The sequence below is a fragment of the Pseudomonas sp. BS3782 TE3695 genome (assembly GCF_050435305.1).
Classification (GTDB): Bacteria; Pseudomonadota; Gammaproteobacteria; order Pseudomonadales; family Pseudomonadaceae; genus Aquipseudomonas.
Window position 1 is genome coordinate 3985102 of sequence record NZ_JBNDKB010000001.1, and the last position, 22134, is coordinate 4007235.

Below are 22134 nucleotides of genomic sequence, written 5' to 3' on the forward strand. Positions count from 1 at the left end.
CTACAAGACCTTGCGCCATTGCCTACGGGTACGCCAGAATCCTCCGGCTTGTGCGCCTGGGGGCCATCAGTAACTTGATTCGCGTCACTGCTCATCAGTGATCGGGTTTAGTCGCCCAGTGGTTTTCTAGTGAAGTGCACAAGCTCTGTCAGTCAGGCATTCCCATGAACGCCGCGTACTCCCGGCTCACTGTTTACCGTAAACCCTGACGCCACGACCGAAACCCTGGTGGTTTATCTGGTGGAAACGCTGGCTTCGGTGGATGTGATGGTGCATCAATTGGTGGATCACCTGGACGGTGGATCGCGCAATGCGCTGCTGGGGATTTCCAACAGCGTGATGCTGGCGGAGATCACGGCGAACCGGGTGCTGGATCAGATTGATCCGCCTGAATAGTCCGCCAACACTCAAGAAACCTGTGGGAGCGAGCTTGCTCGCGATAGCGGTATGTCAGTCAGCATTGATATCGCTGACACACCGTCATCGCTAGCAAGCTCGCTCACACAATTGAACCGTGTGGATCTGCGAAGGATTGGTTGGCTGTCAGGCCGTCCTCGCGGGCAAGCGTCCTACAAGTGGGGCAGCGTAGATTTGAAAGAAATTGGTCGGCTGTCAGGCCGCCAAGATCAAAAGATCGCAGCCTTCGGCAGCTCCTACGTGGGGTTGTGTACACTCGCGATAGATTGATCGGCTGGCAGGCCGCCTTCGCGAGCAAGCCCCACAGGGATTGGGGTGTTCGAAAGGTCAGCGACTGGCCAGCCGCCAGACCCGCGCCACATCGGTCGCCCGCTCACGCAGCAAGCGCGGCGCCTCGGCACAGGCCTGCTCCAGGGTCATCGGCCCGCTCGCCAAGGCAAACGCAGCGTCGATACCGTGCTCGTACAGCGCCTGATAGCCCTCGCCCAACGTGCCGGCGATAACGATTACCGGCACGCCGTGTTCCCGGGCGACCCGCGCCACGCCAAAGGGCGTCTTGCCGCGCAGGGTTTGCGCATCGAAACGCCCTTCACCGGTGATCACCAGGTCGGCGCCGGCAACGGCATCGGCCAGGCCCACGAGTTCGGCCACCACTTCAACGCCCGCCTTGAATTGCGCACCGAGGAACGCCTTGGCGGCAAACCCAAGGCCGCCGGCCGCGCCACTGCCCGGCTCGTCGCGCACGTCGTGGTTCAAGGCTTGCGCGCAATGGTCGGCAAAGTGCCCCAGGGCGCGGTTCAGTTGCTCGACCTGCACGGGCGAGGCGCCTTTTTGCGGGCCGAAGATCGCCGAAGCGCCGTGGGGGCCGCACAGCGGATTGTTGACGTCGGCGGCGATGTCGAAGCGCACCTGGGCCAGACGCGGATCGATGTCGCTCAGGTCGACGCGGGCCAATTGTGCAAGCGCGAGCCCGCCCGGTGACAGCGTCTGCCCCTGGGCGTCGAGCAGTTTCACACCCAAAGCCTGCATGGCTCCGGCACCACCGTCGTTGGTCGCACTGCCGCCAATCGCCAGGATCACTCGTTGTGCACCGGCATCCAGTGCGGCACGGATCAATTGCCCGGTCCCGAAAGTACTGCTGATGCACGCATCCCGCTGCGCCACCGGGACCAATTGCAAACCGCTGGCCTCGGCCATTTCGATGATTGCGGTGTGGCTTTGCGGCAACCAGCCCCAAGCGGCGTCAACCTGCGCACCCAGCGGCCCGCGAACGTTGTTGCGGCGCAGTTCGCCGTCGTAGGCCGCCAGGATTGACTCGACCGTCCCTTCCCCGCCGTCGGCCATCGGGCATTTGATCAACTGCGCATCGGGCCAGACGTCAGCCAACCCGAGGGCGATGGCATCGGCCACGCCCTGGGCGCTGAGGCTGTCTTTGAACGAATCGGGGGCGATGACGATTTTCATGGGAATTCTCCAGTTCCAATGCCCACATGCTGCCAGCAGCCCGGAGCAATAACGCCGGGCCGCTGCACAAGTGGCTTCAAGGATTATTGTTCATTCCCACAAAACTCTCTGGATCGATGCTGATCGTGCGCCCGAATCAACGTTGACTGCACGCCTGGACAATGTAGGAGCTGTCGAGTGCAACGAGGCTGCGATCTTTTGATCTTGATTGTTTGGGATCAAAAGATCGCAGCCTCGTTGCACTCGACAGCTCCTACAGGGGGATTGGGTTTGGTCAGGGGTTTGTGTCGGGCAGGAGTTGCACGCCGAGGTACAGGGCGAGCATGCCGTCCAGGCGCAACGGATCAACCCCGCTCAGTTCGGCAATCCGCTCCATCCGGTATCGCAGGCTGTTGCGATGGATGCCCAACGCATCGGCGCAGGCCTGGCTCTGGCCGTCGTGTTCGCACCAACTGCGCAGCGTCGCCAGCAACTGACCGTTGCTGTCCTTGGCGATAACTTTGCGCAGCGGGTTGAGCAACTCGTCCAGCGCATCGTCGTTGCGATGACGCCAGAGCATCACCGGCAGCCGATATCGGTTGAGCGTCAGCAACCGCGAGCGCGGTAACACATCGCGTCCATAGGCCAGCAAATCCCCGACCCGACGATAACAGCGGCGCAACCCGATCAGCCCATCCGCCTGCCCGCCGACGGCAATGCGCAGAATGTTCCAGCCAAGACCGTCGAGCTTTTCCAGCAGCCGATCGTTTTCCACGGTCTGGCTCGCCGGCCGGCACCAGAGCAACGAGGACTTGGCCGAACTCACGCACCAACTGTCCGGATAGCGCGAAGTCAGCCAGGCGCTGAGGGCCTCGACGGTTTGCCCCGGTCCATGTTCCATGCCCAATTCGAACAGATACGGCACCCGCGTCATCTGAGGCTTGAGCCCCAATTGCTGCGCCTCGTCGATCAGGCGCGGCGAATTGCCGGCATCACTCAACAGCAAGGCCAGCAGGTCATCGCAACGCTGCCGCCGCCATTGCTGCTCGGCTTGCTGATTGCGCTGGCCGACGAGCATCTCGGCGGTCATGCGCACCAGTTCGGCGTAAGTGCGCAATTGTTCCGGTTCGCCGGTAATGCCCAGCACACCGATCAGACGCTGGTCGAGCAACAGCGGCAGGTTGATTCCCGGCTGCACGCCTTTGAGGTGAATCGCGGTTTGCGCGTCGATTTCGACCACGCGCCCGTTGGCCAACACCAGCTGCGCGCCTTCGTGGCGAGTGTTGATGCGCTCCGGTTCGCCGCTGCCAAGAATCAATCCCTGGCTGTCCATGACATTGACGTTGTACGGCAGGATGGTCATCGCCCGGTCGACGATGTCCTGGGCCAGGTCGTGATCGAGTTCGAACATAGCGCGGTTCCTTGAAAACGTGATGGAACGGGTTGTTCACCCGCACAGGCCTTGGTCATAAACCCTGTGCTCAGGCACAAAGACAATCACCCAAGGGGTGGCCGAGACTCACTGGGCGATCAACGTTACCCTTGCGTCGCAAAAAATCATAATAAAGAGAGAGCCCGCCATGTCACAGAGCGCCATAGCTACCCTGGCCAACGCTGACGACAAAAATGCCGTCTACAAACGCATTACCCTGCGTTTGATCCCCTTCATTTTCATCTGCTATCTGTTCAACTACCTTGACCGGGTGAACGTCGGGTTTGCCAAACTGCAGATGCTCGACGCATTGAAATTCAGCGAAACCGTCTACGGCCTCGGCGCCGGGATCTTCTTCATCGGCTACGTACTCTGTGGCGTACCGAGCAACCTGGCCCTGACCAAATTCGGCCCGCGACGCTGGATCGCGCTGATGATGATCACTTGGGGCACGCTCTCGACTTGCCTGCTGTTCGTTACCACACCGACCGAGTTCTACACCCTGCGCCTGTTCACCGGTGCGGCCGAAGCCGGGTTCTTTCCGGGCGTGGTGCTTTACCTCTCGCAATGGTTCCCGACGTTCCGTCGTGGTCGCATCATGGCGCTGTTCATGTCGGCGATCCCGGTGTCCGGCCTGCTCGGCAGCCCGTTTTCCGGCTGGATTCTCAACCACTTCGCAGCTGGCCAGGGTGGATTGGCGGGCTGGCAGTGGATGTTCCTGCTGCAAGGCATTCCGACGGTGATCCTTGGCGCGCTCGCCTACTTCCTGCTCAGCGACAGTTACGCCAACGCCAAATGGCTGACCCCTTACGAGCGTTCGGTGCTTGAGGCTGATCACGCTGAAGATTTGGCCAGCAAACCGAAAACCGCTACCGATTCGCTGCTGGCCGTGTTCAAGAACCCGGTGATCTGGGCCTTCGGCCTGATTTATTTCTGCATTCAGAGCGGCGTCTACGCGATCAACTTCTGGTTGCCGTCGATCATCAAGAATCTGGGTTTCAGCGATAATCTGGTGATTGGTTGGCTCAGTGCGATTCCGTACCTGCTGGCGGCAGTGTTCATGTTGATGGTCGGTCGTTCCGCTGATTTGCGCAAAGAACGCCGCTGGCACTTGGTGGTGCCGATGCTGATGGGCGCGGTGGGTCTGTTGATTGCGGTGAACTTCGCTGCCAACCCCGCCATTGCCATTCTTGGGCTGACCATTGCCACCATGGGCGCCCTCACCGGCCTGCCGATGTTCTGGCCCGTGCCGACCGCCATGCTCAACGCGGGTGCGGCAGCCGGTGGGTTGGCGTTGATCAACTCCATGGGGCAGATGGCGGGTTTTCTTAGTCCATATCTGGTGGGTTGGGTCAAGGACAGCACCGGGTCGACTGATGCGGCGCTGTATCTGCTGGCGGGTGTGATTGTTTGTGGGAGTTTGCTGGCGTTGCGCATGACGCGCACGTTGCGGGTTTAAAAGGGCAAGATCAAAAGATGCTTTTGTGGCGAGGGGGCTTGCCTCCGTTGGGTCGCGAAGCGGCCCCGGCATTTCAAAGTTAAACCGCATGTAATGGGTTTACGACTGCTTCGCAGCCGAACGGGGGCAAGCCCCCTCGCCACAGGGTGCCCACGAGACTGCGCAATAATTCCGTTTGCTCCCAGTCACGGTTCTGGTATTTGATTAGGGCTTTCTGACTGGTAAAAGGATTTCGTCATGAGCTATCGCACGCTGGGTCATTCGGGTTTACAGGTGTCGACCCTTGCATTGGGCACCATGATGTTCGGCGAGCAGACCAGCACCGAAGATTCCCTGCGGATCATCGACAAGGCCTGGGATCAGGGCATCAACTTCATCGACACTGCGGACGTGTACACCAACGGCCGTTCCGAAGAAATCGTCGGCGAAGCGATCGCCAGTCGCCGTCAGGAATGGGTACTCGCCACCAAGGTCGGTTTCGGACCGGTGGACGGTATGCCGAACCGCAGCGGCCTGAGTCGCAAGCATCTGTTCAACGGCATCGATGCCAGCTTGACGCGGTTGGGCACCGATTACCTGGACATCTATTACCTGCACCGCGAAGACCACAACACGCCGCTGGAGGTCACGGTGTCCGCCATTGGCGATTTGATCCGCCAGGGCAAGATCCGCTACTGGGGCTTGTCGAATTACCGTGGCTGGCGTATTGCCGAAGTCATCCGCATCGCCGACAAGCTCGGTGTCGACAGGCCAGTCATCAGCCAGCCGCTGTACAACATCGTCAACCGTCAGGCGGAAACCGAACAGATTACTGCCGCGCAAAATTATGGCCTCGGTGTGGTGCCCTATAGTCCGCTCGCACGCGGCGTGCTCAGCGGCAAGTACGCGCCCGACGTGACACCGGACGCCAACAGCCGCGCGGGCCGTCAGGACAAACGCATTCTGGAAACCGAATGGCGGGTTGAGTCGTTACGCATCGCCCAACATATCCAGGAATACACCCAGGGCCGCGGCGTGGGCATCGTCGAGTTCGCGATTGCCTGGGTACTGAACAATGGCGCTGTGACTTCGGCCATCGTCGGACCTCGTACTGAGGAGCAGTGGGATGCGTACACCAAGGCGCAGGCGGTGAAGATCACGGCTGAGGACGAGGCGTTTATCGATTCGCTGGTGACACCGGGGCACGCGTCGACGCCGGGATTCAATGACGTGAGCCACTTTGTACCGGGGCGTAAACTGCGTACGGTTTGAGACTAATCGCGAGCAGGGCTCGCTCCCACAGGATTCTTGTGACCGAAATATTGAGTACACCAGCGGCAAAAATGTGGGAGCGGGCTTGCTCGCGAAGAGGGCTTCACATTCAGCATTGATGTTGATTGGCAGTCCATTTTCGCGAGCAAGCCCGCTCCCACAGGGTTTTGTGTGGGCCGCACGCATCGAGTACACACCGGAAAGTTGTGGGAGCAAGCCTGCTCGCGATGGCGGTTTTGCATCCACCATTTGTCTGTGCGTCTGCCACACTCGATGGGTGTTGATCGTTCGGACAATATTCGCTTCGAAAACCACGTATCCTCCGCCCCCATTTCACGTTTAACCTCGCGAGGACAGTTTGTCTAAAGGTATTGCTCTATCGGTTACAGCCTCGATGCTGTTTGCCGTCATGTATTACTACACATCGCTGCTCTCCCCCTTGAGCGGCGTAGAAATCTTCGGTTGGCGGATGCTGCTGACCGCGCCGTGCATGACGGTGTTCATGGTGGTGTCCGGCGAATGGAAGCGCGTGGTCGAAATTGTTCGGCGGCTGGCCGGCAAGCCGAAGCTGATTGTCGGGCTGGTTGGCTCTGCAGTGCTGCTAGGCCTGCAACTCTGGTTGTTCATGTGGGCACCGCTCAACGGTTATAGCCTCGACGTGTCGCTAGGGTATTTCCTGTTGCCGCTGTCCATGGTCCTGACTGGGCGAATCGTCTATGGCGAGCGCCTTTCCTATCTGCAGAAAATCGCCGTGTTCTTCGCCAGCCTTGGCGTGCTCAACGAGTTGTATCAGGTGGGTGGTTTTTCCTGGGCGACCTTGCTGGTGGTGGTCGGCTATCCGATCTATTTCATCCTGCGCAAACGCCTGGCCACCGACAACCTTGGCGGACTCTGGCTGGACATGGCGTTGATGCTGCCAGTGGCGTTCTGGTTCGTGCAGGGCGGTGAACAAGGTTTCGGCGTCTTCGACCAGCATCCATCGCTGTCGCTGCTGATTCCGCTGCTCGGCGTGATCAGCGCTTCGGCGCTGGTGGTCTACATCATTGCCAGCCGTCTGCTGCCGTTCAGCCTGTTCGGGTTGTTGAGTTACGTCGAGCCGGTGCTGTTGCTCGGCGTTGCGTTACTGTTGGGCGAAAGCATCAAGGCCGGCGAATGGCTGACCTACATTCCGATCTGGTTGGCGGTGCTGGTATTGGTGTTTGAAGGGTTCAAGCATTTGATGCGTCATCGACGCCCGTAACGCAAAAGATCGCAGCCTTCGGCAGCTCCTACAAGTGGGTGTTCCGCAAACATTGCGGCGAACACGGTCAATGTAGGAGCTGCCGAAGGCTGCGATCTTTTGATCTAAAAAAAAGCCCGGTCAAAAACCGGGCTTTTTCACGCCTGAACCAGGTTAATCAGTAGAAAGCACACCCCGACGAACCTGGTCACGCTCGATGGATTCGAACAGTGCCTTGAAGTTGCCTTCGCCGAAGCCATCGTCGCCTTTACGCTGGATGAATTCGAAGAACACCGGGCCCATCAAGGTTTCCGAGAAGATCTGCAGCAGCAGACGCTTGTCGCCCGACTCGGACGAACCGTCCAGCAGAATGCCCCGCGCTTGCAATTCGTTGACCGGCTCGCCGTGGTTCGGCAAACGACCTTCGAGCATTTCGTAGTAGGTGTCTGGCGGCGGCGTCATGAAACGCATGCCGATGCTTTTCAAATGATCCCAGGTCTTGATCAAATCATCGCTGAGGAAGGCCACGTGCTGGATGCCCTCCCCGTTGAACTGCATCAGGAACTCTTCAATCTGCCCGGCGCCCTTGGACGACTCTTCGTTCAACGGGATACGGATCATGCCGTCCGGCGCGGTCATGGCCTTGGAGGTCAGGCCGGTGTATTCGCCTTTGATGTCGAAATAGCGGATTTCACGGAAGTTGAACAGTTTCTCGTAGAAGTTGGCCCAGTAAGCCATGCGACCGCGATACACGTTGTGGGTCAGGTGATCGATGATCTTCAGGCCGGCTCCGACGGGGTTGCGGTCAACGCCTTCGATGAACACGAAGTCGATGTCATAGATCGAACTGCCTTCACCGAAACGGTCGATCAGGTACAGCGGCGCGCCGCCAATGCCTTTGATCGCCGGCAGGTGCAGTTCCATCGGACCGGTTTCGATGTGGATCGGTTGGGCGCCGAGTTCCAGGGCACGCTTGTAGGCCTTTTGCGAGTCCTTGACGCGGAACGCCATGCCGCACACCGACGGGCCGTGCTCGGCTGCGAAGTACGACGCCACGCTGTTGGGTTCGTTGTTGAGGATCAGGTTGATCTGGCCCTGGCGATACAGGTGCACGTCTTTGGAACGGTGGGTCGCGACCTTGGTGAAGCCCATGATCTGGAAGATCGGCTCCAGGGTGTTAGGGGTCGGCGATGCGAATTCGATGAACTCAAAGCCCATCAGGCCCATTGGGTTTTCGTATAAATCTGCCATTTTGGCGCCTCATCATTTCTTATCAATTAACGGATCGTTAGTTGCTAGCAATGCTGAGAGCGGCGGGTGGCGCGCAGGAGATGCCCCTCACACTGCGGGCGAGGAAGTCACCGTAGATCAATTGAAACCCAAAACTCTTCATTGTCGACCCAAGGCTCTTGCGGGCGAGGCTTCTGCTGCCAGAAGACGATTATTCTTATATGCGTAAACCGATTCTACACAGCGTAAATCAGTTTGTCCGCCTTCTTATAAAATCCCCCTTTTTGCAGCCTGCGCAAGCGGTTTGTTGCACAGAAAAATCCCCGCCAGGATCAGCCCGCCGCCCAGGCACATCACCAGTGTCAATTGCTCGCCCAGCAACAATGCGCCAAACAGAACGGCGGTCAGCGGGTTCAAGGCGATGAACACACCCGAGCGCGTCGCACCGATTTTGCGGATACCGTCGTAATAACCAATATAGGCCAATGCCGAACCCAGTACGCCCAGGTACAGCAGGCTCAACCATTGTTGCGTGCCGAGTTCAGTCAGCGCCGCGACGCTCAGCTCACCACGCACGGCGCTGGTCACCCAGAGCATCAGCGTGCCCAGCAAAATCGAGTAAGTCACCGTCTGCACCGGCCCCAACGTTTGATTCAGGCCTTTGGAGAACAGAGAATAAATGCCCCAGCCGAGCACGCAGCCGAAGATCAACAGATCGCCGATCCAGGCATCAGTACCACCGGCCAGTAACTGCGGATTGCGGCTGACGATCACCAGGCTGGCGCCGGCAATGCAGATCGCAATACCGGCCACTTTCGCTCTATTCAGTCGCTCCTTGAACAATAGCCACGATGCCAGGCCGATCACAGCCGGATTCAACGCCACGATCAACGACGCCCGTGACGCGTTGATGTAGTGCAGCCCGTAAAAGAAACACAGGTTGTAGAAGAAGATCCCGAAAAAACCCAGCAGCGTCAGTTGCAGCCATTGCCGAGGGCTGGGACGCACTAAAGGCACCCGCGCCAACAACAGAAACAGCAGCAACGCCACGCTAGCCAGCAAGAACCGCAGGCTCGCGGCCAATAACGGACTGAGGCTGTCAGCCAGAAATCGCCCGGCGACGAACGTCCCGCCCCAGATCATGGTGACCGCGGCCAGTTTCAGATAAACCGGTACATCGGACGAATTCACCAAGGTCTGTTCATACGTAGTCATAAGTCTCCACCGTTAGATATCGGGCACATGGCGTATCATTCGACTAATGCCCAATCATCGTAAAATGAGTAAATGCTCATGACCCTGACGCAACTCGAGATTTTCTCGCTGGTGGCCGAGCTGCGCGGCTTCACGGCGGCGGCCCATCGTTTGGAGATTTCCCAATCCGCGGTGTCCCATGCGCTCAAATCACTGGAACAGGAATTGGGCGTTGAATTGCTGCGCCGGTATCAGTCCCAGGTCGAATTGAGTGACATCGGCCAGCAGATATTACTGCGCGCTCGGGCGATGCTCGGGCTGGCAAACACCTTGCGCCAGGAAGCGGCGGATGCCAGAGGAATGAAACGCGGCACCCTGCGCATCGGCTCGTTTGGCCCGACTTCATCAATCAAACTGCTGCCGAAAATCCTGCAGCATTACCGCGTTGCACACCCGGGCATCGAGGTTCACATCGACGAGGGGCCGGATCGCCAAGTGATTCAGTGGCTGGAAGAGAGACGTATCGATATCGGCTTCGTGGTGTTGCCCCAGGAACGTTTCGACACTTTCAGACTGATCGAAGACCAGATGGTCGCGCTGTTGCCAGCCGACCATGCGCTGGCCGGTCGCGACAGTTTGAGCTTGAGCGATTTATGCCATGACCCTTTTGTGCTGACCGAAGCCGGCTCTTCGGAACTGGTGTCGCGCTTATTCAATGCCTCGCGATTGACGCCGAATATTCGGTATCGCTGTTCGCAGTTGCTCAGCACGCTGGACACCGTCAGCCGAGGCGATGCTCTGACCGTTGTTGCCGAAGGCTCTTTGCCTGACCACAACGACAACCGCTACGTGAAAAAAACGCTGTCGCCACCGGTCAGTCGCCAGGTAGGGCTGGCTGTACTCGATCAGCGTCAGTCATCACCTGCGACGCTGGCCTTTATCAAATTGGCTTCAAGTCTGAATGATCATTGAACGGCATAAGTGCTGTCGGCCAACTATCATGACTGAACTCTTCCGAAGGCGTGTCGCCCTGCCAACCTTTGAAAGTCCTCTATTATCGCGATGGATTTGGGAATGCCTCTGAACCTCAAAAGTCGCCGCAAACGCGGTACCCGGATCATCGTGACCGCTCTAAGCGCACTGCTTCCGGTGGCGTTGGGCGTCGCCATTCTCTATCTGCAGGCTGAACGTACGCTCAAGCAAAGTACTGAACTGACTGGCGAAGAAGCCGTTCGCCAATTCGAGCTGATGCTCGACAACACCGCACAAGCGGCGCAAGAACTACTGCCTCTGGCCGGCCAGAATTGCAACGACGTCAAACTGGCCCTGCGTGAACAAGTCACCCGCCGACCATTCGTGCGCTCGACCAATCTGGTATGGAACACCAACCTCTATTGCAGTTCGTTGTTCGGTGACTATCAGGAAAAGATCAATCCGGGCGATTACACCCAAGGCAAGCTTTGGCTCATGAACGGCAATCCAGTCACGCCCAATACCGCGTTGCTGGTGTATCGGCTGAGCGAAGGAAATCAGGGCGCATTGACCACACTGGACGGTTATCACCTGAGTAATGTTCTGCGCCTGATCGGTCGCAAAACATTATTGTTGTTGCAAGTCGGTCCTCACTGGTTGTCGGCCGATGGCAAGGTCCACAACGAAGCCCTGCCCGCCTTGCCGGTGGCGCAAAACATGCTGACGTCCTCGCGTTATGCCTTTACCGTCGCCGCCGGTTTTCCCGAAGGAGAAACCTGGCGTTACATGCGCAATGAGTACCCGCCGCTGTTCAGTCTATTGATGTTTTTCGGTGTAGTGTCCGGCTCGATCGGGCATGTGCTGCAGAAACGCTCGATGTCACCGAGCCGTGAAATGCAGCGGGCACTGGAGGCAGCAGAGTTCATTCCTTATTTTCAGCCGGTAGTGCATGGCGACAATAAGCAGTGGTCCGGCGCCGAAGTATTGATGCGTTGGAAACATCCCAAAGAAGGCCTGGTACGCCCTGATCTGTTCATCCCGTTTGCCGAACATTCCGGGCTGATCGTGCCGATGACTCGCTCTTTGATGAGACAGACCGCCGCATTGCTGGCACCTTTGTCGGCCTCATTCGAGGAGCCATTTCACATCGGCATCAACATCACTGCCAGTCACTGTCGGGATCTGCAACTGGTCGAAGACTGCCGTGAATTCCTCAGCGCTTTCGCCCCGGGCAGTATCAACCTGGTGCTGGAGCTGACCGAGCGCGAACTCATCGAGCCGACAACCATCACTCTGCAATTGTTCGAACAGCTTCAAGAGATGGGCGTGATGATCGCGATCGATGACTTCGGCACCGGTCACTCAAGCCTGGGTTATTTGCGTCAATTCAATGTGGACTTCCTGAAAATCGATCAAAGCTTTGTCGCCATGATTGGCGTTGACGCTCTGTCCCGACACATTCTGGACAGCATCATCGAACTGTCGGCCAAACTCGATCTGGCTATCGTCGCTGAAGGCGTGGAAACCCTGGAACAGAGTGACTATCTGACGGCCCACGGCGTGAACTTCCTGCAAGGTTATCTGTTTAGTCGGCCGATGCCCGGCGCAGACTTCATTAGAACATTAAGTGATCATTAACTAACCACTTTAAGCACCGAGATCATGATGATACGCACCAAATTGAATCAAAAGACTACTCTTGTTACATGAAGAAAACGTCAGGATTTACTCTTGGCCCATTAACTACTACAATTTTTCATGCCTGTGCTGAACTGGCAGGTGCGCTACTATCACCGAGTCGCTTCAAGGCTCTTGGCTTATAGCTTTGTTTGCGGTTGGTATCAGCCAAACACACTATTGGAGTAAAGATATTGTCCAGACTCGCTGAATTCCGTGCAGCTGAAAAGGCCCTTCAAGAACAGCTCAAGCAGTTGGAATCGCTGAAGAACGATGCCGGGCTCAAGAAAGAAATCGAATTCGAAGAGAAGCTCCAGGGGCTGATGAAAACATACGGCAAGAGCTTGCGCGACATCATCGCCATCCTCGATCCGAACCCGGCGAAATCCGGCCTGCAGCAGACAGCAGCGCCCAAAACCCGCCGCGCTCGCGTGGTCAAGGTGTATCAGAACCCGCACACCGGTGAATTGATTGAAACCAAGGGCGGCAATCATCGCGGCCTGAAAGCCTGGAAGGAACAATACGGTGCTGCCACCGTTGATTCCTGGCTGCGAGGCTAAACACTCGCGATCATAAAAAAGCCCTGCATTGCAGGGCTTTTTTCATAGACAGCGTCTAAATGCAACGAAAGTCGCCGATCAACTCGTTACATATCGTCCAACTTTATGCTTAATCCCTTTGGCTATCTAAAAACTCCGAACCCGCTGAAATCTACTATACGCAAACCTTAAACTAAAGTTTCAAGCTGTTTCGAGCCACTGCTATGTCGTCCTGACTTGCCTTGTAAACCTCTGCCTGCCCCGCATAAGAAAGAACATAGGCCTTATCGGCGTCTACCGCAGCGACCAATGTTTGAGACAGCACATGTCGACCGTTCTGCGTAATCGTGCAGGTAGTTTCCAGCGCCGATAGCCGGCTTAAGGTAGTCGGGTGAATTTTAGTGCAAACGCTCTGATATCCACTCTGAAAAAAGTCCTTTTGCACCGACTTGCGCATTTCCAGCAGCACGCCTTCCAGGTTCACCTGATGACCACTTTCTACCTGAGTCATGGTCAACTCCATCACCATCACCGGCGTACCGTCCTGATCGTTTTTTACCGCGCGTTGCCGGGATACCTGCGGCTTAGCCTCATCTTGCGAAATAGCCTCGACAGTCCATCCGCCTGGCCAGGGCACGACCGGAGCCTCTGCATAAGCGGGGGTAACACCTGAAAGCAGACACATCAGGACGAACATCGATCGACAGAATCGGGTCATTGCAATGAACACTCACGAATTGAGCCGTAAAGTCTGATCCTCACCCGGCTGTCAGGCAAGCCTGCGGTTTTGGTTTGGCGATGCCGGAGCCCTTGCGTATCATTGTGACCATTCTTGGATTTTCCGGAGGGCCCCATGAGCCTGCACGAACTCAATACATTTCCCGGTGTGACTGCACAACCCGACACCGCCACCCAGAAATTCGTCTTCAACCACACCATGCTGCGGGTCAAGGACATCACTCGGTCGCTGGATTTCTACACCCGCGTCCTGGGTTTCTCGCTGGTGGAAAAACGCGACTTTCCGGAAGCCGAGTTCAGCCTGTATTTCCTGGCGCTGGTCGATAAAAACCAGATCCCGGCCGATGCCGCGGCGCGCACCGAGTGGATGAAGTCGATTCCCGGCATTCTCGAGTTGACCCATAACCACGGCACCGAGAACGACGCGGACTTCGCCTATCACAATGGCAACACTGACCCACGCGGCTTTGGCCATATCTGCATTTCGGTACCGGACATTCGTGCCGCATGCGAGCGCTTCGAAGCGCTGGGCTGCGATTTCCAGAAACGCCTGAACGACGGCCGCATGAAGAGCCTGGCGTTCATCAAGGACCCGGATGGTTATTGGGTCGAGATTATTCAGCCTGCACCGCTGTAAGCACCTCCGCAGATCCCCTGTGGGAGCGGGCTTGCTCGCGAAAGCGGACTGTCAGCCAGCATCACCGGTGAATGACACACCGCTTTCGCGAGCAAGCCCGCTCCCACAATTTAGAATGTGCAAGACACAAAAAACCCCATGATCACTCATGGGGTTTTGTATTTTCAGCGTCGGCGTTTATGCAGGTGCCGAGGTGCGGATCAAGTGATCGAATGCGCTCAGGGAAGCCTTGGCGCCCTCGCCCACCGCAATCACGATCTGCTTGTACGGCACGGTGGTCACGTCACCGGCCGCGAATACGCCAGGCATCGACGTTTCACCACGGGCATCGACGATGATCTCGCCACGCGGCGACAGCTCGATGGTACCTTTGAGCCAATCGGTGTTAGGCAGCAGTCCGATCTGCACAAAGATCCCTTCCAGCTCGACAGTGCGCAACTCGTCCGACTGACGATCCTTGTAGCGCAGGCCGTTGACCTTTTGACCATCGCCAGTCACTTCAGTGGTTTGTGCACTGGTGATCACGGTAACGTTCGGCAGGCTGTGCAACTTGCGCTGCAACACCGCATCGGCGCGCAGTTGGACATCGAACTCCAGCAGAGTCACGTGAGACACGATACCGGCCAGGTCGATCGCCGCTTCGACGCCGGAGTTACCGCCGCCAATCACCGCCACACGCTTGCCTTTGAACAACGGACCGTCACAATGCGGGCAGTACGCCACGCCCTTGTTGCGGTATTGCTGTTCACCGGGAACATTCATTTCACGCCACCGGGCACCGGTCGCCAAAATCACGGTCTTGGCTTTCAAAGAGGCGCCACTGGCGAAATGGATTTCGTGCAGCGCGCCATTTTTGCCCGGCAGCAGCTTGTCGGCGCGTTGCAGGTTCATGATGTCCACGTCGTATTGGTTGACGTGTTCTTCCAGCGCCACAGCGAGTTTCGGCCCTTCGGTTTCCTGCACCGAGATGAAGTTCTCGATGGCCATGGTGTCGAGTACCTGACCACCAAAACGCTCCGCCGCGACACCGGTGCGAATGCCTTTGCGAGCCGCGTAGATCGCCGCCGAAGCACCGGCCGGGCCACCGCCGACGACCAGTACATCAAAGGCTTCTTTGGCGCTGATTTTCTCGGCCTGGCGCTCGATGCCGCTGGTGTCGATCTTGGCGAGGATCTCTTCCAGGCCCATGCGGCCCTGGCCGAAGTTTACGCCGTTCAGGTAAACGCTCGGTACGGCCATGATCTGACGCTCGTCGACTTCAGCCTGAAACAGCGCGCCGTCGATAGCGACGTGGCGGATGTTCGGGTTCAGCACAGCCATCAGGTTCAACGCCTGGACCACGTCCGGGCAGTTCTGGCAGGACAGTGAGAAGTAAGTCTCGAAGTTGAACTCGCCTTTGAGCGAGCGGATCTGTTCGATCACCTCGACACTGGCCTTCGACGGATGGCCGCCAACTTGCAACAGCGCCAATACCAGGGAAGTGAATTCGTGGCCCATCGGGATGCCGGCGAAACGCAGGCTGATGTCGGCTCCCGGGCGGTTGATCGAGAACGATGGTTTGCGTGCGTCGTCACCGTTGTCGAGCAAAGTAATCTGGGTCGAAAGACTGGCAACGTCCTTCAGGAGTGCGAGCATTTCCTGGGATTTCGCACCGTCATCGAGGGATGCAACGATCTCGATCGGCTGGGTGACCCGTTCCAGGTACGATTTCAACTGGGCTTTAAGAGTGGCGTCCAACATACGGGCGATTTCCTTTATTCGTGTCGAAAAAAAACGCCCGAGCGAATCTCGCCCGGGCGTTTTTGAGGGCGGTGCAGCTTACTTAGGAGGTGCGGAGTTCCGCCCTGATGAAGCGCGTCACAGACTTAGATCTTGCCGACCAGGTCCAGGGACGGAGCCAGAGTGGCCTCGCCTTCTTTCCACTTGGCAGGGCAAACCTGGCCTGGGTGAGCAGCAACGTACTGAGCAGCCTTGATTTTGCGCAGCAGCTCGGAAGCGTCACGACCAACACCGCCGTCGTTGAGTTCAACGATTTTGATCTGGCCTTCCGGGTTGATCACGAAGGTGCCACGGTCAGCCAGACCAGCTTCTTCGATCAGCACGTCGAAGTTGCGGGAGATAGCGTGAGTCGGGTCGCCGATCATGGTGTACTGGATTTTGCCGATCGCTGGCGAAGTGTTGTGCCAGGCAGCGTGAGCAAAGTGGGTATCGGTGGAAACGCTGTAGATTTCGACACCCAGCTTCTGGAACTCGGCGTAGTTGTCAGCCAGGTCTTCCAGTTCGGTCGGGCAGACGAAGGTGAAGTCAGCTGGGTAGAAGAACACGACAGACCACTTGCCTTTCAGGTCAGCGTCCGACACTTTTACGAAGTCGCCATTTTTAAAGGCGTCAGCTTTGAACGGTTTAACTTGGCTGTTGATGATAGGCATCGATGACTCTCCGTCAGGGGTTAAGAAGTTGATGGGTGAATCCTACCCAGTCGATCGCCGGCTGGCTCATTGGCAAACCTGATGCTGCTGATTGGTTTTCGCTATTAGCCGACAGTATTAATAGAAGAAAACGTGATCTACAGCGCCAATGGCTTTTCAGCGATGCGGGTCATCCCGATAAACGGGCTGGATTCAACATAGCGCATGGCGGACTTCATATCCTTCCAGCCCACGTAACTCATCAACGACTTCAAATCCCAACCGCTCTGATGAGCCCAGGTGGCAAACCCACGACGCAAGGAGTGACTGGTGTAGTGCTCGGCCGGAATACCGGCGCGCTCCAGGGCCTGGCGCAACAACGGGATCACGCTGTTGGCATGCAAGCCCTCCTCGCTCAAATGGCCCCAGCGGTCGATACCCCGAAATACCGGCCCGCGGACCAACGCGGCGTCAGTGATCCATTGGATATAGGCCTGCACCGGACACAAACGCTGCAAGGCTGGCGTCTGGTACGTCTGACCGAGGTTCTCGCGGTCGCTCTTGCTGCGAGGCAAGTAGAGGGTAATGCCTGAACCGGCGCTGGCCTGCACATGCTCAATCTGCACGCGACACAACTCATCGCTACGAAAACCGCGCCAAAAGCCCAGCAGGATCAGCGCCGTGTCGCGCCTGGCCCGCAGCAATCCCGGTTGATCGCCCTGCGCCTTGGCGGTTTGTGCTTCCTGCTCCAGCCAGGCCACCACTTGCTCCAGATGCTGAAGCTGCAACGGCTCGGCCTGTTTCTCCTGCGCCGGGTGCAGCGCGCGAATACCCTTGAACACTTTGCGCACCACGGGTGCCTTGGTGGGATCGGCGAACCCCTGACTGTTGTGCCACTGGGCCAACGCGGACAAGCGCAACTTCAAGGTATTGATCGACAACACGCCTGCGTGGGCCACGAGATAACGGGCCACGCTGTCACTGGTCGCGGGCAGGAAACCGCCCCAACTCACTTCGAAATGCTCGATGGCCGCGCGATAGCTGCGACGGGTGTTGTCGCGCGTGGCGGCTTGCAGGTAGCGATCCAGTTCAGTCATGGGCTCAGTTCTCGAAAACGTACCGCTCTGGCGGGCGAAAACCCGGATTACAGCGCATCACACGGGGTAATACCAGTATATCCCGCATGAGAATCCATTGAATTCTAACTTCAATGGCATCATGGTACACTGCGTGATCTAGTGGTACGTACCACAGTATCAAATCGTAGGAGAACACATGGCACGTGGCGGCGTAAACAAGGCACTGGTGCAAGCGGCACGTTCAGCAATCCTTGCCCGGGGCGAACACCCGAGCATCGACGCGGTGCGGATCGAGATGGGCAATACCGGTTCAAAAACCACAATCCATCGCTATATGAAGGAACTCGAGGACGGCGCCGAGCCCGCCCTAGCACCTTCTGAGCCTATCGATGATGAGCTGACAAGCCTGGTGTCGCGCCTGGCGCAACGCCTGAAAGAACAGGCCCAAGAGCCCATCGACCAGGCACGCGCACAGTTCGAGCAGCAACGAAAAGAGCTGGAGACCCAGTTGCATGAGGCCCGCGAGGCCAATACCGAACTGCACCAGCAATACGAAATTCAAAGCCTGGCACTGACCCAGGAATCAGCAGAACTGCATGACACCCGCTCCATGTTGCAAAGCGAACAAACCCGCAACGCCGGATTGAACCAGGCGCTGGCGGATTTCGAACTACGCTTGCAAGACAAGGATGAGCAGATTCGCTCGCTGGAAGAAAAGCACCTGCACGCCCGTGAGGCGTTGGAACACTACCGTAATGCCGTCAAAGACCAGCGCGAGCAGGAACAGCGCCGCCACGAAGGGCAGGTTCAGCAGATTCAGATGGAGTTGCGGCAGGCGCAGCAAAGCGCACTGGTTCGCCAGGATGAAATCACCCAACTGCATCGTGACAACGAGCGTTTGTTGACGGAAAACCGCGGAACACTGCGAGAGTTGAGCCTGTCGCAAGAGCAACTCAAGCACACCCACAGCCGACAGGATCAGTTGCTGGAACAGGTCAACCGTATCGACAGTGAGCGCACCCTCCTCCAGGAACGCTTGCGCATCGCCTTGCTGGAAAATCAGTCGCTCAAGCAGAACATCGACGAACAGTCGCACATCAACAAAGCGCTGGAGATCGAACTGATCAAGTTGCAGGCAAGCCTGGATGAAAGCGCGCGCCTGGCCGCTGTCGTTGCGACAGGACCAGACGCATCAGCGCCGCGCAAGGAGGATTAACTCGCGACCGGCGTACGCATGGTGACGAACTCTTCGGCGGCAGTCGGATGCACGCCGATGGTTTCGTCGAAGTCACGTTTGGTTGCGCCCGCCTTCAGCGCAATCGCCAACCCCTGAATAATTTCGCCGGCCTCCGGGCCTACCATGTGGCAGCCCAGGACCTTGTCGGTCTTGGCGTCCACCACCAGCTTCATCAAGGTCCGTTCCTGGCATTCAGTCAGGGTCAGTTTCATCGGCCGGAAACGGCTTTCGAAGATCACCACCTCGTGCCCGACTTCTCGCGCCTCCTCTTCGGTCAGGCCGACAGTGCCGATGTTAGGCAAGCTGAACACGGCGGTCGGGATCATCTTGTAATCCACCGGGCGATATTGCTCGGGCTTGAACAAGCGCCGCGCTACGGCCATGCCTTCGGCCAGCGCGACCGGCGTCAATTGCACGCGACCGATCACATCGCCCAGAGCCAGGATCGATGGCTCTGCGGTTTGATACAACTCATCGACCTCGATAAAACCCTTCTTGTCGAGTTTGACGCCGGTGTTTTCCAGCCCCAGGTTATCGAGCATCGGACGCCGGCCGGTGGCGTAGAACACGCAATCCGCCTCCAGCTTACGACCGTCTTTGAGCGTGGCTGTCAGGCTGCCATCGGCTTGCTTGTCGATACGCTCGATGTCCGCATTGAATTGCAGGTCCATGCCGCGCTTGGTCAGCTCTTCCTGCAAATGCTTGCGCACCGCACCATCGAAGCCGCGCAGGAACAGATCACCGCGATACAACAGCGTGGTTTCGGCACCCAGCCCGTGGAAAATCCCGGCAAATTCCACCGCAATATAACCACCACCGACCACCAGAACGCGCTTGGGCAGCTCTTTAAGGAAGAACGCCTGGTTAGAACTGATCGCGTGCTCATGCCCCGGAATCTCCGGGACCTGCGGCCAGCCACCGGTAGCGATCAGGATGTTTTTGGCGGTGTAGCGCTTGCCATCGAACTCGACGGTATGCGGATCGACGATTTTCGCGTGGCCTTCATGCAAGCTCACACCGCTGTTGACCAGCAGATTGCGATAGATGCCGTTCAGGCGATTGATCTCGCGATCCTTGTTGGTGATCAACGTCGCCCAGTCGAACGTCGCTTCACCCGGGGTCCAGCCGAAACCTTGCGATTGCTCGAAGTCTTCGGCGAAGTGCGCGCCGTAGACCAGCAATTTTTTCGGCACGCAGCCGACGTTCACACACGTACCGCCCAGATAACGGCTCTCAGCCACGGCGACTTTCGCGCCGAAACCCGCCGCAAACCGCGCAGCCCGCACACCGCCGGAACCGGCGCCAATCACATACAGGTCAAAATCGTAGGCCATTTCTATCTCCTCGGCAGGCCACCAGCATACCTGCGAGCGGTCTTTGGGCAAGCGTTGCAAACTATTTGGGGCCGGAAAATGAAAAAGCCACCCGAAGGTGGCTTTTCAATACAAGCAGCTCAAGCGCTATCAGTAAGCCTTGCCAGTCTTGTAGAAGTTCTCGAAGCAGAAGTTGGTCGCGTCGATGTAGCCTTCGGCGCCACCGCAGTCGAAACGCTTGCCTTTGAACTTGTAGGCCATGACGCAGCCGTTTTGTGCCTGCTTCATCAGGGCGTCGGTGATCTGGATTTCGCCGCCCTTGCCTGGCTCGGTTTGTTCGATCAGGTCGAAGATATCCGGGGTCAGGATGTAACGGCCGATGATCGCCAGGTTCGACGGTGCATCTTCAGGCTTCGGTTTTTCAACCATGCTGTGAACGCGGTAGATGTCGTCGCGGATCATCTCACCGGCAATCACACCGTACTTGTGAGTTTCTTGCGGGTCGACTTCCTGAATGGCAACGATCGAGCAGCGGAACTGCTTGTACAGCTTGACCATCTGGGTCAGTACGCCGTCGCCTTCCAGGTTTACGCACAAGTCATCCGCCAGTACCACGGCGAACGGTTCGTCGCCGATCAGTGGACGACCCGTCAGAATGGCGTGGCCCAGGCCTTTCATTTCGGTCTGGCGAGTGTAGGAGAACGAGCACTCGTCGAGCAGTTTGCGGATACCGACCAAGTATTTTTCTTTGTCGGTGCCCTTGATCTGGTTTTCCAGCTCGTAGCTGATGTCGAAGTGGTCTTCCAGAGCACGCTTGCCACGACCGGTGACGATGGAGATTTCGGTCAACCCGGCATCCAGTGCTTCTTCAACGCCGTACTGGATCAGTGGCTTGTTTACCACCGGCAGCATTTCTTTGGGCATGGCTTTAGTCGCTGGCAGGAAGCGAGTACCGTAACCGGCTGCTGGGAACAAGCATTTCTTGATCATATAAGTCCTTGAAAGGGCTGTGTGTACGAGTTTCGGCGCAGTCTAATCAGGCGGCGTGCACCTTACAATGCCCCGCGCTGGCTAACCGACGCCATCATAGAGAAATATTCTGGGGGATAGTTCCGCAGATACATTACACAACCTCTTATAGATAGCAGAGATCGGCAGATCTGCGCGGCCTCATCCGAACGGCAATCGGCCCCACCCTACACGCATTGGCACCCGTTGAGGGCATTTGGCGCTATCATTGCGCGATTGAACCAGCCAACGAGGCAGATAGATGTCGGCAGCAAAAAGCGTTAACGGGTACCTGATCAATCAGGCAAAAGACGGTCAGTGGTGGGTAGACAGCGTCGGCGGCGAGAATATTGCCGGGCCGTTCCCTACCGAAGCGTTGGCGATTGAGGTGGCATCGGTGCTGCAGGATCAACCCGCAGGCCCCAAGCGGCGCGGCAAGGACAAGCCTTGAGCTGAACCTGACACGACGCAGCCTTGCCTTGCGCAGGGCTTTTTTGTGTTTATCTGCAGAGAAGTGGCCATTCGCTACAATCTTTCGATGCCACCGCTGTCACAGCCTTTAGCCCCCCATCACCGACGATCACCCCGACATGAATAAATTTTTGCCACTGATTGCAGTTCTGGCCCTGAGCGGCTGCGCCACGTCCGAAACGACTTACCTGAAAAATGGCGAACAAGGCCTGAGCATCGACTGCTCCGGGGAAGCCAACGCCTGGGCCACCTGCTACGAAAAAGCCGATGCCTCTTGCGCGGGCACCGGTTATCGGATTGTCGGTACCGACGGCACACCTTCGCCCCAGGAAAGCGACAAGACCCTGGGCGTCGACGTCGGCAATTACAAAAACCGCAGCGTGGTGGTGGTCTGCAAATAGGGCTCTTTG

20 protein-coding genes and 1 pseudogene are annotated in these 22134 nt (G+C 57.6%); 11 read left to right on the forward strand and 10 right to left on the reverse strand.

All coding sequences use genetic code 11. The annotated features are described in order from the left end of the window. Positions 1 to 168: 168 nt before the first annotated feature. Positions 169 to 396 (forward strand): annotated as a pseudogene (locus ABH909_RS17905) (DUF6124 family protein); the annotation flags it as partial. Between the two features lie 348 nt (positions 397 to 744). Here ABH909_RS17905 and ABH909_RS17910 read toward each other — a convergent pair. Then, entirely contained in the window at positions 745 to 1881 is a 1137-nt protein-coding gene (locus tag ABH909_RS17910) for a glycerate kinase (RefSeq protein ID WP_429435634.1), read from the reverse strand. A 274-nt stretch (positions 1882 to 2155) separates the two neighbouring features. Continuing rightward, positions 2156 to 3271 (reverse strand): sugar diacid recognition domain-containing protein, encoded by a 1116-nt coding sequence (locus tag ABH909_RS17915; protein ID WP_429435636.1) that lies wholly within the window; start codon positions 3269 to 3271, stop codon positions 2156 to 2158. A gap of 169 nt (positions 3272 to 3440) precedes the next feature. Between ABH909_RS17915 and ABH909_RS17920 the strand changes: the two genes are divergently transcribed. The 3 genes from ABH909_RS17920 to rarD all read left to right on the forward strand — a co-directional run bounded on the left by ABH909_RS17920 (position 3441) and on the right by rarD (position 7242). Next, on the forward strand, positions 3441 to 4751 hold the full coding sequence (locus ABH909_RS17920; protein WP_429435638.1) for an MFS transporter: 1311 nt from the start codon (positions 3441 to 3443) through the stop codon (positions 4749 to 4751). A 237-nt stretch (positions 4752 to 4988) separates the two neighbouring features. Beyond that, positions 4989 to 6002, forward strand: coding sequence for an aldo/keto reductase (locus ABH909_RS17925; protein ID WP_429435641.1), 1014 nt, complete (start codon positions 4989 to 4991; stop codon positions 6000 to 6002). 358 nt (positions 6003 to 6360) lie between these two features. Continuing rightward, positions 6361 to 7242, forward strand: a complete 882-nt coding sequence (gene rarD, locus ABH909_RS17930) for an EamA family transporter RarD (protein ID WP_429435644.1) — start codon at positions 6361 to 6363, stop codon at positions 7240 to 7242. Between the two features lie 153 nt (positions 7243 to 7395). Here rarD and hppD read toward each other — a convergent pair whose 3' ends face one another. Further along, the gene (gene hppD / locus ABH909_RS17935; protein WP_063343742.1) at positions 7396 to 8472 is read right to left on the reverse strand and encodes a 4-hydroxyphenylpyruvate dioxygenase; all 1077 of its coding nucleotides are present in this window, start codon (positions 8470 to 8472) and stop codon (positions 7396 to 7398) included. A gap of 246 nt (positions 8473 to 8718) precedes the next feature. Beyond that, positions 8719 to 9666, reverse strand: coding sequence for a DMT family transporter (locus ABH909_RS17940; protein WP_429435647.1), 948 nt, complete (start codon positions 9664 to 9666; stop codon positions 8719 to 8721). A gap of 78 nt (positions 9667 to 9744) precedes the next feature. On the opposite strand from ABH909_RS17940, the gene ABH909_RS17945 reads away from it, so the two are divergent. From ABH909_RS17945 to ABH909_RS17955, 3 genes are all read left to right on the forward strand, one after another. Further along, positions 9745 to 10617, forward strand: a complete 873-nt coding sequence (locus ABH909_RS17945) for a LysR family transcriptional regulator (RefSeq protein WP_429435650.1) — start codon at positions 9745 to 9747, stop codon at positions 10615 to 10617. Between the two features lie 102 nt (positions 10618 to 10719). Further along, positions 10720 to 12255: an EAL domain-containing protein gene (locus ABH909_RS17950; protein WP_429435652.1), complete on the forward strand. Its 1536-nt coding sequence runs from the start codon at positions 10720 to 10722 to the stop codon at positions 12253 to 12255. A 233-nt stretch (positions 12256 to 12488) separates the two neighbouring features. Then, positions 12489 to 12854: a histone-like nucleoid-structuring protein, MvaT/MvaU family gene (locus ABH909_RS17955; RefSeq protein WP_429435655.1), complete on the forward strand. Its 366-nt coding sequence runs from the start codon at positions 12489 to 12491 to the stop codon at positions 12852 to 12854. A gap of 172 nt (positions 12855 to 13026) precedes the next feature. On the opposite strand, the gene ABH909_RS17960 is transcribed toward ABH909_RS17955, so the two are convergent. Further along, a complete protein-coding gene (locus ABH909_RS17960; protein WP_429435658.1) occupies positions 13027 to 13530 on the reverse strand; it encodes a DUF4946 domain-containing protein in 504 nt (167 codons plus the stop codon). A 156-nt stretch (positions 13531 to 13686) separates the two neighbouring features. Between ABH909_RS17960 and gloA the strand changes: the two genes are divergently transcribed. Beyond that, entirely contained in the window at positions 13687 to 14208 is a 522-nt protein-coding gene (gene gloA, locus ABH909_RS17965) for a lactoylglutathione lyase (RefSeq protein WP_007935657.1), read from the forward strand. Positions 14209 to 14385: 177 nt separating this feature from the next. Here gloA and ahpF read toward each other — a convergent pair whose 3' ends face one another. The 3 genes from ahpF to ABH909_RS17980 form a co-directional block, all read right to left on the reverse strand. Next, positions 14386 to 15948, reverse strand: a complete 1563-nt coding sequence (ahpF, locus tag ABH909_RS17970; protein ID WP_429435660.1) for an alkyl hydroperoxide reductase subunit F — start codon at positions 15946 to 15948, stop codon at positions 14386 to 14388. Between the two features lie 125 nt (positions 15949 to 16073). Then, the gene (gene ahpC, locus ABH909_RS17975; protein ID WP_038983195.1) at positions 16074 to 16637 is read right to left on the reverse strand and encodes an alkyl hydroperoxide reductase subunit C; all 564 of its coding nucleotides are present in this window, start codon (positions 16635 to 16637) and stop codon (positions 16074 to 16076) included. Between the two features lie 137 nt (positions 16638 to 16774). Then, positions 16775 to 17713 carry a site-specific integrase gene (locus tag ABH909_RS17980; RefSeq protein ID WP_401170770.1) on the reverse strand — a complete coding sequence of 313 codons (939 nt, stop codon included), beginning with the start codon at positions 17711 to 17713 and terminating at the stop codon, positions 16775 to 16777. 178 nt (positions 17714 to 17891) lie between these two features. Between ABH909_RS17980 and ABH909_RS17985 the strand changes: the two genes are divergently transcribed. Further along, a complete protein-coding gene (locus ABH909_RS17985; protein WP_429435665.1) occupies positions 17892 to 18911 on the forward strand; it encodes a DNA-binding protein in 1020 nt (339 codons plus the stop codon). Here ABH909_RS17985 and gorA read toward each other — a convergent pair. Beyond that, entirely contained in the window at positions 18908 to 20266 is a 1359-nt protein-coding gene (gene gorA / locus ABH909_RS17990) for a glutathione-disulfide reductase (RefSeq protein WP_429435667.1), read from the reverse strand. The genes ABH909_RS17985 and gorA overlap by 4 nt on opposite strands. Positions 20267 to 20395: 129 nt before the next feature. Further along, entirely contained in the window at positions 20396 to 21235 is an 840-nt protein-coding gene (galU, locus tag ABH909_RS17995) for a UTP--glucose-1-phosphate uridylyltransferase GalU (protein ID WP_007900040.1), read from the reverse strand. Positions 21236 to 21515: 280 nt separating this feature from the next. On the opposite strand from galU, the gene ABH909_RS18000 reads away from it, so the two are divergent. Next, a complete protein-coding gene (locus ABH909_RS18000; protein ID WP_007900038.1) occupies positions 21516 to 21704 on the forward strand; it encodes a hypothetical protein in 189 nt (62 codons plus the stop codon). A gap of 139 nt (positions 21705 to 21843) precedes the next feature. Next, a complete protein-coding gene (locus ABH909_RS18005; protein ID WP_429435670.1) occupies positions 21844 to 22125 on the forward strand; it encodes a hypothetical protein in 282 nt (93 codons plus the stop codon). Positions 22126 to 22134 lie beyond the last annotated feature (9 nt).